We start from the raw sequence: 14,324 nt of genomic DNA on the forward strand, positions 1-14,324 counted from the left end.
TTGGGTTGTCTTTTTTTGTACTGTTTTACCGCTGAAAGTTACAAGGATGCAAGCCAATGACGGGAGTTAAGTTATATTTCTGGAAAAAGAAATGAAAGCAGTATAGAATAGAAATGTTTCAAAAGTCAGAATTTATTACACCTACTGTAATAAATATATATTTTGTACAGAAAGGGGAGATTCACATATGCAGGCAGTTTCACACAAAAAAACTGTAGAAACACCGACAATATATCGAATTTTATTTGCGATTAGCTTTGGGCATTTTTTAAATGATTCGATGCAAGCAGTTGTGCCGGCGTTGTTTCCTATTTTGGAAAAAACGATGAATTTATCCTATATGCAAGTAGGGTGGATTGCGTTTGCATTAAATATGACGTCATCGATTATGCAACCGGTGTTTGGTATGTATTCAGATAAGAAGCCGTCACCATTTTTATTACCACTCGGCATGTTTTCAAGTATGCTTGGAATGATTGGACTCGCGTTTGCACCAAACTTTATTATTGTTATTATTTCTGTTTTATTTATTGGTTTAGGTTCCGCGGTCTTTCATCCAGAAGGCGCTCGTGTTGCGTATATGGCGGCAGGTGCAAAACGAGGGTTAGCGCAAGCAATTTATCAAGTTGGGGGAAACACGGGGAATTCTCTAGCTCCTATTTTTACAGCGCTAATTTTCGTTCCACTCGGTCAAATTGGTTCATTAGGTTTTACAGCATTTGCAGCAGTAGGAATTGTATTATTAATTTTCGTATCGAATTGGTACAAAAATGAATTAGCAACGGGTGCTGTAAGAAGGAAGAAGAGGGCTGCACTTGAGGCGGAAAATGCAATTGTAAGTACACACATTAAATTCGTTATTATACTTCTTGTTTTTCTTACTTTTGTACGCTCTTGGTACGGTGCTGGTATCGGGAATTTCTATCAATTTTACTTAATAGAGCATTACGGTTTATCTATAAAAAATGCCCAGTATTTCGTATTCGCATTTATGATTGCTGGTGTGTTAGGAACTTTCTTCGGAGGACCGTTAGCAGATCGATTTGGTAAGAAAAATATCATCGTATTTTCAATGTTAGGTTCAGCGCCACTTGCACTGTTATTACCACATGTCTCACTTGTGTGGGTCGTACCGTTATTTTTATGTATCGGTTTTATTAGTTCAAGTAGTTTTAGTGTAATTGTTGTATATGCACAAGAGCTTGTACCTGGAAAAGTGGGAATGGTGTCAGGATTAATCGTAGGTCTTGCGTTTGGACTTGGAGCATTAGGTGCTGTAGTTCTTGGGAAATTAGCAGATATATATAGCCTGCAATTTATTATGCTATTATGTAGTTGTCTACCATTAATTGGACTCACTTCATGGTTACTGCCAAGTGATAAGAAAACGATAGAATAGGGGATGCGCTATGAAATTGTGTGAAAACGTTACGGAATTAATAGGAGATACACCTGTCGTCCGATTATCTAAATTTATTCCGGAAGACGCAGCAGATGTGTATGTGAAACTAGAAATGTTTAATCCATCGCGCAGTGTGAAAGACCGTGCTGCTTATAATTTACTTCACGTTGCAGAAGAAAATGGTCTCATCAAACCAGGAGATACAATTATTGAACCGACAAGCGGGAATACAGGGATTGGTTTAGCGATGAATGCAGCAGCTAAAGGGTATAAAGCGATTTTAATTATGCCAGATAATATGTCAAAAGAGCGTATTAATTTATTGAAAGCATACGGAGCAGAAGTAGTTTTAACACCAGCAGAACAAAGAATGCCAGGAGCAATTGCGAAGGCGTTAGAATTGCAAAAGCAAATACCGAATAGTTTTATTCCGCAACAATTTGAAAACCCAGCTAATCCGAATATTCACCGTTATACGACTGCGCTTGAAATTTACGAACAAATGGATGGAGAGCTGGACGCTTTTGTTGCAACGGCAGGAACAGGCGGAACGATTACAGGGACTGGTGAAACGTTAAAAGAGAAATTACCAAACTTATATATTGCAGTAGTGGAACCGAAAGGATCACCCGTTTTATCAGGTGGTGTGCCAGGTCCTCATAAACTAGTAGGAACAAGCCCAGGGTTTATCCCGAAAAACTTAAATACAGAAGTGTATAACGAAATTATTCAAATTGCAGACGAAGAGGCTTTAACGACAATGAGAAACTTAGCTAGACAAGAGGGATTATTAGTTGGGCCGTCTTCTGGAGCATCTGTTTATGCTGCAATCATGATAGCGAAACGTCTAGGCGCTGGTAAAAAAGTTTTATGTATTGCGCCTGATACAGGTGAACGTTATTTGAGCATGGGGTTATTTGAATAAAAAGGATAGAAACACCTTAATAGTGAATAGCTGCTATTAAGGTGTTTGTTTTATGGAATGAAGAGGGGGAGAAGAACAATGAAACTATTAAAACCAACCCATGAATATAGTGAGCATATTACAGCGTATAGACACGCGTTTTTACACTCAGGGGAACAACCACATGGAAGTAGTTCTTTACAAAACTTTGATTCTCTTGATGAATGGTTTGAAAAAGTGAGTAAACAAGAAATAGGAGAAAATTTACTAGCTAATCGAGTGCCATCTAGTCAGTTTTTAAGTTTTGAAAAAGAGGAACTTATAGGTTTTGTGAATATTAGACATAGATTAAATCCAGAATTATTACGGGAAAGCGGTCATATTGGATATAGTGTCCATCCAAATAAACGTCGCCACGGTTACGCTACGAAACAACTACAACTTGCATTAGCTGAAGCGCAAAAATTAGGATTGCAGAAAGTATTAATAACTTGTGATAAATCCAATATCGGTTCTGCTAAAACGATTCAAAAGGTTGGCGGTGTGTTAGAAAATGAAATAGTTTCTTCTCGTACTGGTGAAGTTATTCAGCGCTTTTGGATAGAAATATGATGTAGTAGGAATTTGAAAAGGTAATGCAAGCTGTAATATCGAAATAGATAAATGAAATATAGGGGATTACTGCAATTTTAGGGGGAAATGAAATGGGATTAAAAGAGAAAGCAATAGAGATGTCAGAGATCTATAGGCAAAATCCGAAAGTAGAAGCCATTATTTTAGCGGGTTCAGTAGCTAGAAAGCTTGAAGATGAACATTCAGATATAGAATTACATATTTTATGGTCAACACCGCCAGAAGATGAGGATCGTAGGGCCCCTATTCATCATATTGATGGGACAATATTATCGTATCATCCGTATGAGGAAGAAGAATGGTCGGAAACGTATTTAACGAAAGAGGGAATTAAATTAGAGATTAGTAACTTTTTAACAGAGACAGTAGAGAAAGTGATTTCGGATGTGGTGGATCAATATGATATAAGTTATGAAAAACAATGTATTGTATCATCCGTTCATGATGGTGTTAGTTTGTATGGAGAAGAGAAAGTGAATGAATTAAAAGATAGAGTAGTGGTATATCCAGATGAACTAGTAAAACGAATGATTTCAGAAAATCTATGGTTAAGTAATCGTTGGCACAATCGAAAGGCGCTTTTAAAACGGAAAGATTGGCTTATGCTTTATGATGTTATTTGCGAAGTACAAAGGAACGTATTCGGTGTTTTATTTGGTTTGAATAAAATGTATGTACATCATCCAGCGTTTAAATGGATGCCTAATAATGTGGAACGAATGACTATTAAACCTGAAAATTTATATGAACGTATGGCGGACACATTAATAGGGAGTCCAGAAAATAGTGTGCAGGAGTTAGAGTTGCTAATAGAAGAAGTGTTGCAACAAGTTCATACATACGCGCCAGGAGTAAATGTGGATGAGCAAGAAAAATCGATTTTTTATTTTGTGAAATAGAAAACAGTAATAAAGGGGAAGTTATGGGTTTTTTTAATAGGTTTTTTAAAAAAGTTGAAAAAGTAAATGAGCAAGAAGCCACTCTTCATGAATTAAGTGAAGAATTGTATGTTGAATCACCGGTAGAGGAAGCGACTAGTTACTGGGTATCAATGGTACAAAATATAATTGTTAATGCTGTAAAGGCGGCTGACAATGATGTGGAACGTGCCTTCGTATTATTGAATTTGAAGAAAGGTGAGGCTTCATTTGATATTTTCTATCAAATAAATGGGAAATTGTATTTCTGGGATCAGCTAGAAAATGAGACGATAAGAAATAGAATTCAGAACGAGTTGTTACCGCAAGCTCCAGAAGTTTCAAATGCAGTAAATGAGCAATTTCATGAAGCTGATCACCCTATAATTTCGTTTGCGCAATTGCAGTTTGAATGGGAAACGAAAGCCTGGTTTTCACATATAATTTGGGAAGATAACCTTGCTGCTCAATTGCCCAAAACTCAAATTCTAAATGAATGGTTTCGTGTAATTAAAGAAGAAACGAAAAATAGACCACTGGATAGTGATGCGAAATTTTCTTGGTATCCATCAAACTCTTAAAAAATTAATACAGAGAGACAGGTTATGTTTCTAGATGATTTGTATTATTGAATAAGTATCAATAATACGTAATTCTTTTTCTATTGCCTGTTAGAATTCGTTATGTACTAATCCACTTGTTTTCTAAACTAAAAACTTATATTTCGAATTTTGAAATAGATTGTAATACATAAAAATTCGAAATATAAGTTGACACTATTTTTAATGTGTGATAAAAATGATAGTAATCAATTCGGAAAATAATATTTGGGCAATGAAAGGGTATAGTAGTGAATATCTCCCTATTTCAGAGAGCTGATGGTTGGTGTGAATCAGTATATAGATTATTCATGAAGTTCGTCCTGGAGCATCTTTCATAAATCTCGCATTATGAGGAAATGAAAGACGGTAGTTTATACCGTTATCAAATAAAGTGGTGAAGATTTTTTCACAACTAGGGTGGTACCGCGATATTTATCGTCCCTACGTATTTACGTAGGGACGTTTTTTATTTAGGTCCTAACTTTGGTGTGTCTTCATAACTAGGGTGGTACCGCGATATTTTATCGTCCCTACGTTTTTGCGTAGGGGCGTTTTTATTTAGGTGGTTTCTTAGTGTTCTTCACAACTAGGGTGGTACCGCGATATTTTTGTCGTCCCTACGTATTTACGTAGGGACGTTTTTTTATTAGGGAGGAAGTGAACGTATTAGAAAAGAGTATTGATAGAACAATATAAATACCGAATTGTAACAAAGAAAAAGAGATAGAGAGGAGATTAACAAATGAATTCACAGCAATGGACATCGAAATTAGGTTTCGTATTAGCTGCAGCAGGTTCGGCAATTGGTCTTGGGGCGATTTGGAAATTCCCATATATGGCCGGCATTGGAGGAGGCGGAGCGTTCTTCCTAATTTTCATCGGTTTCACATTATTAATTGGTTTACCGCTATTATTAGCTGAATTTGTTATTGGAAGAAGTACACAAAAAGAGGCTGTCGATGCATATAGAGAGATTGCTCCTAAAACGTTATGGCCTTGGTTAGGTAAATTAGGAATTGTAACATGTTTCATATTACTTTCTTTCTACAGTGTTGTAGGAGGCTGGATTTTATTATATTTATGGAATGCAATTACAGGTAGACTATGGGAAGGAAATGGAGCATACGAAGCTACGTTTGGTGAAATCATTTCCAATCCATATTTAGCAGTTGGATCACAGCTATTATTCATCCTTATTACTATTTTCATCGTAAGTAAAGGTGTACAAAATGGTGTTGAAAAAGTAAATAAATATTTCATGCCAGCATTATTCGTTTTATTCTTTGTATTAATCGTTCGTGCACTTACATTAGATGGTGCTGGAGAAGGCGTTCGTTTCTTCTTACAACCTGATTTCTCACATGTAACATCAGAAGTTATATTATACGCAATGGGGCAATCGTTCTTCTCATTATCTGTCGGGGTAGCCGTTATGGTAACGTATAGCTCGTACTTACCGAAAGAAGAAAGCTTACCACGTTCAGCATTTTCTATCGTAGCCTTAACTCTTGTTATTACATTACTTGCAGGACTTGCAATTTTCCCAGTTGTGTTCGCATTTGGAATGGAACCATCTCAAGGGCCGGGACTATTATTTATCGTGTTGCCAGCTATTTTCAGTAAAATGGCGTTCGGAAAATTATTCTTCATTGTTTTCTTATTACTATTCTTCTTCGCTACGATTACATCAGCAATTTCGATGTTAGAAATTAGTGTTGCATCGTTAACATCAAAAGGTAAAGGGAAACGTGAAAAAATGGCCTTAATTGTAGGGTTATTAATCTTCGTTGTTGGGGTACCATCAGCATTATCATTCGGTATATTAAGTGATCTGAAGATTTTCGGGAAGACAGTCTTTGATTTAGCGGACTATGCAGTAAGTAACGTATTAATGCCACTTGGTGTATTATTAGTTTCTATCTTTGTTCCTTTAAAAATGAAGAAAGATGTATTAATGAAAGAGCTAGGTGTAAGTAAAAATAAAGGTTATAAACTATTCGTATTATGGTTATTCTTACTTCGTTATATCGCACCAATTGCGATTATTATCGTATTCTTAAATGTACTTGGCATTATATAAAAAGAAAGGTAGCGTATCATACAAAGATACGCTATCTTTTTATTTTGCTCTTTTTTGCAATTCATTTACTGTTACGAACTGATAGCCCTTCTTAGATAAAGAATCTAAAATACCTTCAATCGTTTTAAAATTTTCATTAGACTCATCATACATAGAATGCAGTAAAATGATAGAACCTGGTTTTACATTTTTATTAACATATTCAATTTTATCAGCTGCAGATTTATAAAAAGTATCGGGCTCAAGATCCCATATAATGGTTTCGATATTATTTTTATTTAAATAATAGGGTAGTCCAATTAATTTTTTTCCGTTAGGGGGCCTAAAATCAATTTTGTCTGTAAATCCTGTTTGGCGGATTAATGAATTCGTTTTTTCTATTTCATCTTTAATAAAAGAAGGTGTTTTGAAAACCATTCTATTATGAGAATATGTATGGTTTCCAAGTTGGTGCCCAGATTGCGCGATAGCTTCTCCTAACGATAAATTTTGCTCTAATTCATTTCCAATTAAAAAGAAAGTAGCTTTAGCGTTGTATTTATCTAGTAGCGGTAATATTTGTTTTACATTGTTAGTAGGGCCATCATCAAAAGTTAAAGCAATCACTTTTTCATTTGTTTCTACGCGTTGTGTTAAATCTCCAAATAATTGAAAGCTTCTTGCGTTCATCAATTTGTATGTTCCGAATAATGCCGTGATAATAAAGAATAGTGTAACGATTGTAATGATAATTTTTTTCTTCATAATGTAACCTCACAATGATTTTTAATTCAGTTAAAAAGTATTATATCAAACTAAGTAATTTCGTGCTTTAAGAAGGGTGTGGATGCAAGGAGAAGGAATTTATCATATAATAAAATGCAAAAGGTATATTAGGAGGTGTTTATATGGCGATTATAATTCAATTGCCAGACACTGCAACGTCTCATGCAAAGCCAAGTATGGAAATGGCGATACTTTGCGTGAGGTAGACAAGTAATATACAATCGCCTATATGAGCTCGTATCATTTTTTATATTTGGCTTTGCACCTTATTGAAATGAACCATAAAAAATAAGGGGCGAGCAGAAATGAAATACGTAAAAGCTAATGCTGTTTTACCAGAGAGTTTAATTACTGAAATTCAAAAGTATATACAAGGTGAAACAATTTACATTCCGAAACAAGAAACGAAACATTATAAATGGGGTACACGATCTGGCGGAAGAAAACAACTAGATGAAAGAAATAAAGCAATTAAAGAAGCGTTTAAAAGTGGGATTGCTATTCATCAACTTGCAGAAGAATATTTTCTTTCTGGGGAAACGATTAAAAAGATTGTGTATTCTAAATAAGAGGAAAAGAGTCTGATTCATATATTACTTTGAATCAGACTCTTTTTGTTTTATGTGTATTGGATATATGAGGTGTGAACGGGCATGATAATAGAAAAAATGTGCCGTTTTTTTATTAAATGGTATACAGAGCACTTGAAAAGTAGAAAGGTGAACATATATGAATCATATTGGACAAATAACGATAGAGCTTTTAGTTGGTTTTTTTGTTCTATTAATTGCTACAAAAATATTAGGGAAAACACAAATATCTCAGCTAACACCATTTGATTTTATTTCTGCAATCGTCCTAGGTGAGCTCGTTGGAAATTCAATATATGATCCTAAAATTAAAGTATGGTCTATTTTATATTCAGTATTTGTTTGGGTAATTTTAATTTATACTATAGAAGTGATAACACAAAAAGTAAGAGGAACAAGAAGGTTTTTTGAAGGGTATCCTTCAATTATTATTCGTAACGGAAAGATTGATCGTGAACAATTAAGCGTAAATCATTTGGATATAAACCAATTACAACAAATGCTTAGGCAACAAAAAGATATATTTTCAATCCGAGAAGTTGAATATATGATATTGGAACCGAACGGAAACATAAGCGTTCTGAAAAAAAGTAAATACGAATCTCCTACTATAAATGATTTAAGTTTAAAACATAAGCCTGTATACTTACCAATTTCATTAATTAGTGATGGAAAAGTAGTTAAGGATAATTTGAGGGAAGCGGGATTTGATGAAGGATGGCTTTATAAACAAATAAAGCAAAAAGGAATTACTAAATTTGAAGACGTATTATATGCGGAATGGAAAACAGATGATGGCTTCTTTTGTCAGGAAATGCAGCGGTAGAGAATAAGTGATATATGTAATGTTTGTTTCTAAGTTATCTTTTACATATCAAAAAACGTAATCATTGTATACAATAAAACTAGATCAACAATTTGTATGGAGTGATAAAGATGGAAGCGTTTATTAGAAGTGATCAATATAATTTTATAAAATCACAAGCTTATATTTTAGCAAACGGGCATGCAACGGCAAATGATAGAGGTGTAATTCAAGCGTTAAAATCGCTTGCGATTGAAAAGATAATACATGTATTTGAGAATTTAACGGATGAACAGAAAGAGTTAATTGATACGGTATTAACAGTTCAAAATAGAGAAGATGCAGAATCATTTTTAATGAAAATAAATCCGTATGTAATTCCGTTTCAAGAAGTTACAGCACAAACATTAAAAAAATTATTTCCTAAAGCGAAAAAGTTAAAACTTCCTGATATGGAAGAAATGGATATGAAAGAAATATCTTATTTAAGCTGGATTGATAAGGGGTCAAGCAGGAAATTTATTATAGCGAAAAATGATAAAAATAAATTTGTTGGTCTGCAAGGAACGTTCCAAAGTTTAAATAAAAAAAGCATTTGTTCGTTATGTCATGGACATGAAGAAGTAGGAATGTTTTTAGTTGAAATTAAAGGCGATGTACCAGGAACTTTCGTTAAAAAGGGAAACTACATTTGCAAAGATGGTGTAGCTTGCAATCAGAATATGAAATCGCTAGATAAATTGAACGATTTTATTGAACGCTTGAAGAAATAACGAGAAAACCTCTAGTATTTAAACTGGAGGTTTTTATTTTTTGAAGAAGTAAAATAAGCTTTCTTTGTAAATGTAGATTTATAATGAAATTTGATAAAAATATCTATTATGATACAGTTGCTTATATGCAAGGAGGTAAAACATGGATTACCTTTTATCGAAAGAAAAAGTGAAGCGATGGCCTAAAGATACGATAGCGGCGGGGCGTTGTCATACAGTTGGCCTGAAATCGGATGGCACGGTAGTAGCGGTGGGCCGGAATAAAGAAGGGGAATGTAATGTAAGTGGCTGGCGAGATATTGAAGCAGTCGCAGTGGGCAATGTTCATATGGCAACGAACACGGGTAATGCTCATACAATCGGTCTTACATGTGACAGTACTGCGGTAGCAGTGGGTTGGAATAAGCATGAACAATGTGATGTAAACGATTGGCATAATATTGTAGCGGTTGCGGCAGGGTGGCGTCGTACTATTGGCCTGAAATCGGATGGCACGGTAGTAGCGGTGGGCCGAAATAAAGAAGGAGAATGCAATGTAAGCAGTTGGCAAGGTATTGTGGCAGTCACAGCGGGTGACTGGCATACAGTCGGTCTTAAATTGGACGGCACATTGACGACTGTGGGGAATAATCGATATGGTCAATGCAATGTAAGTAGCTGGCGAGGTATTGTAGCGGTCAAGGCTGGGTATCTTCATACTGTTGGTCTTAAACGAGACGGTACGGTAACAGCAGTGGGGAATGATAAACATAACCAGTGTGATGTAAGTGGCTGGCGAGATATTGTAGCAATAGCGGCTGGTACGAATCATACAATCGGACTTAAATCAAACGGTACCGTGGTGGCAGTGGGTTGGAATGAGTATGGTCAATGTAACGTAAGTGATTGGAGAGATATTGTAGCGATAGCGGCTGGTTGTGCACATACAGTCGGACTAAAATCAGACGGCACGGTGATCGCGGTAGGTAATAATGAATTTGGCCAATGCGATGTAGGTAGCTGGCGCGACATTCGGTTGCCTGGCAAATAGTCAATTTACAATAAATGATTAGTAATATTATTCTATTTTAGGAGTAATTATGGAATAGGATATGTAGAAAATAATTAAACTTAAATCTACTGAATAAGAATCTCTTTTGAAAAGGGATTCTTATTATTTTTCATAAAATGAGGGTCTAAATGGAATTTTTGAACAAACTATATTTCAAAATTACAGTAGAAGATATAAATAAAGTATAGAGGAGATAAAGAAATGCTTAAAAAGTTTTTGCTTTCTTTACCGGATGTTTTACTTATATGTATCGTTCTCTACATAACGTACACAAATTCTTTTAGCTTTGGACAGATGTTAGTAATTTCAATTGCAATCGGAATTATTGGTGGTCTTGTTATAAGGATTGGTAAGGATGTATTTATGTATATAAGGTGGACAATGAAACAGAGGAAATCTTGAATACGTTGTATTGCTATTAGGAGGAGATGAAATGACTAAGAAAAAGAGTAGAGTGAAAAATGAAGTAGCGCTTTGGGCATTAACAGCGGTTGTTCTCATCATTGTATGGTACTTTTATCAAAAATAAAAACGCATCGTATTAAAAAAGCACGATGCGTTTTTATTATTTTTTTTGCCAATTTTCTTTAATAAAGTCTTCACGACCAGATTCCTTTTGCTCAGTAGCATATTTCTCTGGATTCTTTTTATAGAAATGTTGGTGGTATTCCTCTGCTGCGTAAAAAGGTGCAGCAGGACGAATTTCAGTCACGATTGGATCTTTAAACATACCGCTTTCTGCAAGAGCTTGTTTTGATTTTTCAGCAAGCCCTTTTTGTGTTTCGTTATGATAAAAAATAGCGGTACGATAAGATGGACCACGGTCAAAAAATTGTCCGCCATCATCAGTTGGGTCGATTTGTGGCCAATATAAGTCTAGTAATTTCTGATAAGGAAAAATAGAAGGATCGAATGTAATTTGAACAACTTCTAAATGTCCAGATGTTCCAGCTTTTACTTGTTCATATGTTGGGTTTTCTACATGACCTCCTGCATAGCCAGAAAGTACTTTATGAATACCAGGAAGTTCATCAAATGGTTTTACCATGCACCAAAAGCAACCGCCTGCGAAGGTTGCGAGTTCGTATGTTTTTTCGGACATTGCTGTAATCCTCCTAAATGTATATGTTTTATATAGTATTATATAAATTGTTTTATTGCGCAATAAAAAAGATTTGAAAATATATGTTTTTTATAAACAAGATCCTCCGCTCACATCAATTAATTGTCCAGTAACCCAGCGGCTGTCTGGAGAAGCAAGGAATGCAGCAGTATCGGCAATGTCTTCTACTTCACCTAAGCGATTGAAAGCGGAAATAGTAGTAGCGTACTGCTTCATCATTGGGTCGCTCAAGAGTTCTGCATTCATATCTGTTTTGATAAATCCTGGAAGTATTGCATTCACCGTTATTCCTCGTGCTCCAAGCTGTTTTGCTAGCGTAAAAGTCATTGTATTAATAGCGCCTTTCGTCATACTATATGCAACAAAATCAGGTAAAGAAATGCGGGTGGCAGCGGATGAAATATTAATAATTCGGCTATTGTCACGTAAACGTGGTAGTGCTAGTTGAATGATAAAGAATGGAGCTTTTGCATTTACTGAAACCATTCTATCAAAAAATTGTTCAGTCGTTTCTTCAATAAAAGCACCAGGACCAATGCCAGCATTGTTTATTAAAATATCAAATTGTATTTCACCAGTGTGCTTTTGTAATTCAGTATCTAAAGCTTTATAAAGGTTTTCTACACCGTGTAAGGATTCTAAATTTGCGCCGATAGAAAAAGCTTGGCCACCATTTGATTGAATTTCATGAACAGTTTCTTCAGCGTCATCTTTTCGATTACCGTAATGAACAGCAACCAATGCACCGTCATTTGCTAAACGTTTAGCGATTGCTCGTCCAATTCCTCGGCTTGCTCCTGTAACTAACGCTACTTTCCCTTTTAACATAGTTTCCTCATCTCCTCATAAACTTTATAAGTTTTTCTTTATGTAGTAATGCAAACATACTTAAGTAATATATGAGTGTATGTAAGTAATGCATTCCAATTTTGATTTGAGAAAAAATAAATAGAATTAATTTTGATTTTTTTGAAAAAACATGTTGACAAGGAAAAGAACAACGTCCTATAATACGTGTAACAAATAAAAGTTAATTAAGAATTTTCTAACTTTATATGTTGTATATGCAAAGAAGAGGAAAGTAGATGATTATGATCGTTTCAGAGAGCTACTCCAAGGCTGTGAGGGTAGTAACAATCGAATCATTGAAGATCACCTCGGAGCATCGCTTGCGAAAGGGAAACTGAGTAGAGGGCGGCGGCATCGTCTCCGGTAAAAGGACGGAGGTCTGATTGGACCTACAAAGCTTATATTTCGTGAGAAGTATAAGGAAGCTGAGTGGTAACGCGAAACTCTCGCCTCAGCAATCAAAGCTACTAAATTGTAGTAGTTGATTGCTGAGGCGAGAGTTTTTATTTTTAAAAATAGAAGAAGAGAATGCGTAGAAGAGGAGAGTAAATGATAAAGATTGTTTCAGAGAGCTGCCCCGAGGCTGTGAGGGTGGTAACAATTCACTCATTGAAAATCACCTTGGAGCACTACTTTTGAAAACTAGTAAAAAGTAGCGGGGTTGTTCCCGATAGAAAAACAAAAGTCTAATTGGACTTGCAGAGCTTATATTTCGTGAGAAGTATAAGGAAGCTGAGTGGTACCACGATTCCCTCGTCTCAGCAATGGATTGCTACAAGTATGTAAGTAATCGATTGTTGAGACGAGTATATTTTTAAGATTTATATACTGAATATTCTGTTAAAAATACTCATCTCAGCAATCGATGTAGAAATAGATTGCAAAAAATAGAGAAAAAAAGAGGAGCGATGTGAGATGGGAAACCAGTACATTTACATGAATGGGGAATTTGTAGAAAAAGAAAAGGCAGTTGTTTCAGTATATGATCACGGTTTTTTATACGGAGACGGTGTATTTGAAGGGATTCGTAGTTACGGAGGAAATGTATTTTGTTTAAAAGAACATGTGAAACGATTATATGAATCAGCGAAATCTATTTTACTAACAATTCCAATGACGGTAGAAGAAATGGAAGAAGCAGTTTTACATACACTCCAAAAAAATGAATACGCTGATGCTTACATTCGCTTAATTGTCTCAAGAGGAAAAGGTGACTTAGGGCTCGATCCGAGAAGTTGTGTGAAGCCGAGCGTAATTATCATTGCAGAACAATTAAAGTTATTCCCACAAGAATTTTATGATAATGGGCTAAGCGTTGTATCTGTTGCATCAAGACGTAATACGCCAGATGCGTTAGATCCACGTATTAAGTCAATGAATTATTTAAATAACGTACTTGTAAAAATTGAAGCAGCACAAGCAGGAGTGTTAGAGGCTCTTATGTTAAATCAACAAGGATATGTTTGTGAAGGTTCTGGCGATAATGTTTTCGTTGTGAAAGATGGAAAAGTGCTAACCCCGCCATCCTATTTAGGAGCATTAGAAGGTATTACGAGAAATAGTGTTATCGAGCTATGTGAACGACTGAATATTCCGTGTGAGGAAAGACCATTCACTCGCCATGATGTATATGTAGCGGATGAAGTATTTTTAACAGGAACAGCAGCGGAGTTAATTCCAGTTGTAAAAGTTGATTCCAGAGAAATTGGAGATGGGAAACCAGGAAGTGTAACGAAACAATTGACCGAAGAATTTAAAAAATTAACGAGAGAAAGAGGAGTACGTGTTCCCGGGCTGACGGAAAGCTTAGCATAAATAAGGAGAGGAGTT

At 35.5% G+C, this 14,324-nt stretch carries 15 protein-coding genes and 2 other annotated features; of the genes, 12 read left to right on the forward strand and 3 right to left on the reverse strand.

The genetic code is table 11. The annotated features are described in order from the left end of the window. Positions 1 to 187: 187 nt before the first annotated feature. From AC1Q51_RS00385 to AC1Q51_RS00410, 6 genes are all read left to right on the forward strand, one after another. Entirely contained in the window at positions 188 to 1,399 is a 1,212-nt protein-coding gene (locus AC1Q51_RS00385; RefSeq protein ID WP_001149399.1) for an MFS transporter, read from the forward strand. 10 nt (positions 1,400 to 1,409) lie between these two features. Next, positions 1,410 to 2,327: a cysteine synthase A gene (gene cysK / locus AC1Q51_RS00390; protein ID WP_000762271.1), complete on the forward strand. Its 918-nt coding sequence runs from the start codon at positions 1,410 to 1,412 to the stop codon at positions 2,325 to 2,327. Positions 2,328 to 2,405: 78 nt separating this feature from the next. Then, positions 2,406 to 2,918 (forward strand): GNAT family N-acetyltransferase, encoded by a 513-nt coding sequence (locus tag AC1Q51_RS00395; protein ID WP_090976142.1) that lies wholly within the window; start codon positions 2,406 to 2,408, stop codon positions 2,916 to 2,918. Between the two features lie 92 nt (positions 2,919 to 3,010). Then, entirely contained in the window at positions 3,011 to 3,838 is an 828-nt protein-coding gene (locus tag AC1Q51_RS00400; protein WP_492331299.1) for a DUF4037 domain-containing protein, read from the forward strand. Between the two features lie 23 nt (positions 3,839 to 3,861). Continuing rightward, entirely contained in the window at positions 3,862 to 4,437 is a 576-nt protein-coding gene (locus AC1Q51_RS00405; RefSeq protein WP_492331300.1) for a hypothetical protein, read from the forward strand. Positions 4,438 to 4,681: 244 nt separating this feature from the next. Next, positions 4,682 to 4,904 (forward strand) — a binding site (T-box leader). A gap of 296 nt (positions 4,905 to 5,200) precedes the next feature. Continuing rightward, positions 5,201 to 6,538: a sodium-dependent transporter gene (locus AC1Q51_RS00410; RefSeq protein WP_001088187.1), complete on the forward strand. Its 1,338-nt coding sequence runs from the start codon at positions 5,201 to 5,203 to the stop codon at positions 6,536 to 6,538. 39 nt (positions 6,539 to 6,577) lie between these two features. Here AC1Q51_RS00410 and AC1Q51_RS00415 read toward each other — a convergent pair whose 3' ends face one another. Then, on the reverse strand, positions 6,578 to 7,282 hold the full coding sequence (locus tag AC1Q51_RS00415; protein WP_110496417.1) for a polysaccharide deacetylase family protein: 705 nt from the start codon (positions 7,280 to 7,282) through the stop codon (positions 6,578 to 6,580). A 326-nt stretch (positions 7,283 to 7,608) separates the two neighbouring features. On the opposite strand from AC1Q51_RS00415, the gene AC1Q51_RS00420 reads away from it, so the two are divergent. From AC1Q51_RS00420 to AC1Q51_RS00440, 5 genes are all read left to right on the forward strand, one after another. Continuing rightward, positions 7,609 to 7,872: a CD3324 family protein gene (locus AC1Q51_RS00420; protein WP_000878325.1), complete on the forward strand. Its 264-nt coding sequence runs from the start codon at positions 7,609 to 7,611 to the stop codon at positions 7,870 to 7,872. Positions 7,873 to 8,032: 160 nt separating this feature from the next. Then, complete coding sequence (locus AC1Q51_RS00425) at positions 8,033 to 8,719, forward strand: DUF421 domain-containing protein (RefSeq protein WP_001015543.1); 687 nt, start codon at positions 8,033 to 8,035, stop codon at positions 8,717 to 8,719. Between the two features lie 110 nt (positions 8,720 to 8,829). Beyond that, on the forward strand, positions 8,830 to 9,471 hold the full coding sequence (locus AC1Q51_RS00430) for a FusB/FusC family EF-G-binding protein (protein WP_000387074.1): 642 nt from the start codon (positions 8,830 to 8,832) through the stop codon (positions 9,469 to 9,471). 142 nt (positions 9,472 to 9,613) lie between these two features. Then, a complete protein-coding gene (locus AC1Q51_RS00435; RefSeq protein WP_025118568.1) occupies positions 9,614 to 10,501 on the forward strand; it encodes an RCC1 domain-containing protein in 888 nt (295 codons plus the stop codon). Between the two features lie 222 nt (positions 10,502 to 10,723). Continuing rightward, positions 10,724 to 10,924, forward strand: a complete 201-nt coding sequence (locus tag AC1Q51_RS00440) for a hypothetical protein (protein ID WP_000913386.1) — start codon at positions 10,724 to 10,726, stop codon at positions 10,922 to 10,924. Between the two features lie 163 nt (positions 10,925 to 11,087). On the opposite strand, the gene msrA is transcribed toward AC1Q51_RS00440, so the two are convergent. Together msrA and AC1Q51_RS00450 are read right to left on the reverse strand one after the other, a co-directional pair. Continuing rightward, positions 11,088 to 11,624, reverse strand: a complete 537-nt coding sequence (msrA, locus tag AC1Q51_RS00445; protein WP_492331301.1) for a peptide-methionine (S)-S-oxide reductase MsrA — start codon at positions 11,622 to 11,624, stop codon at positions 11,088 to 11,090. Positions 11,625 to 11,714: 90 nt separating this feature from the next. Next, on the reverse strand, positions 11,715 to 12,473 hold the full coding sequence (locus AC1Q51_RS00450) for an SDR family oxidoreductase (RefSeq protein WP_492331302.1): 759 nt from the start codon (positions 12,471 to 12,473) through the stop codon (positions 11,715 to 11,717). 545 nt (positions 12,474 to 13,018) lie between these two features. Then, positions 13,019 to 13,258, forward strand: a binding site (T-box leader). A 151-nt stretch (positions 13,259 to 13,409) separates the two neighbouring features. Between AC1Q51_RS00450 and ilvE the strand changes: the two genes are divergently transcribed. Then, positions 13,410 to 14,309 (forward strand): branched-chain-amino-acid transaminase, encoded by a 900-nt coding sequence (ilvE, locus tag AC1Q51_RS00455; protein WP_000528154.1) that lies wholly within the window; start codon positions 13,410 to 13,412, stop codon positions 14,307 to 14,309. The last annotated feature ends 15 nt before the right edge of the window (positions 14,310 to 14,324 follow it).

It is taken from the genome of Bacillus sp. MT94 (genome assembly GCF_058792475.1).

Coding starts and splice junctions, on each gene's coding strand:
- AC1Q51_RS00385 (WP_001149399.1), top strand. CDS start 188: ATGCAGGCAGTTTCACACAAAAAAACTGTAGAAACACCGACAATATAT.
- cysK (WP_000762271.1), top strand. CDS start 1,410: ATGAAATTGTGTGAAAACGTTACGGAATTAATAGGAGATACACCTGTC.
- AC1Q51_RS00395 (WP_090976142.1), top strand. CDS start 2,406: ATGAAACTATTAAAACCAACCCATGAATATAGTGAGCATATTACAGCG.
- AC1Q51_RS00400 (WP_492331299.1), top strand. CDS start 3,011: ATGGGATTAAAAGAGAAAGCAATAGAGATGTCAGAGATCTATAGGCAA.
- AC1Q51_RS00405 (WP_492331300.1), top strand. CDS start 3,862: ATGGGTTTTTTTAATAGGTTTTTTAAAAAAGTTGAAAAAGTAAATGAG.
- AC1Q51_RS00410 (WP_001088187.1), top strand. CDS start 5,201: ATGAATTCACAGCAATGGACATCGAAATTAGGTTTCGTATTAGCTGCA.
- AC1Q51_RS00415 (WP_110496417.1), bottom strand. CDS start 7,282: ATGAAGAAAAAAATTATCATTACAATCGTTACACTATTCTTTATTATC.
- AC1Q51_RS00420 (WP_000878325.1), top strand. CDS start 7,609: ATGAAATACGTAAAAGCTAATGCTGTTTTACCAGAGAGTTTAATTACT.
- AC1Q51_RS00425 (WP_001015543.1), top strand. CDS start 8,033: ATGAATCATATTGGACAAATAACGATAGAGCTTTTAGTTGGTTTTTTT.
- AC1Q51_RS00430 (WP_000387074.1), top strand. CDS start 8,830: ATGGAAGCGTTTATTAGAAGTGATCAATATAATTTTATAAAATCACAA.
- AC1Q51_RS00435 (WP_025118568.1), top strand. CDS start 9,614: ATGGATTACCTTTTATCGAAAGAAAAAGTGAAGCGATGGCCTAAAGAT.
- AC1Q51_RS00440 (WP_000913386.1), top strand. CDS start 10,724: ATGCTTAAAAAGTTTTTGCTTTCTTTACCGGATGTTTTACTTATATGT.
- msrA (WP_492331301.1), bottom strand. CDS start 11,624: ATGTCCGAAAAAACATACGAACTCGCAACCTTCGCAGGCGGTTGCTTT.
- AC1Q51_RS00450 (WP_492331302.1), bottom strand. CDS start 12,473: ATGTTAAAAGGGAAAGTAGCGTTAGTTACAGGAGCAAGCCGAGGAATT.
- ilvE (WP_000528154.1), top strand. CDS start 13,410: ATGGGAAACCAGTACATTTACATGAATGGGGAATTTGTAGAAAAAGAA.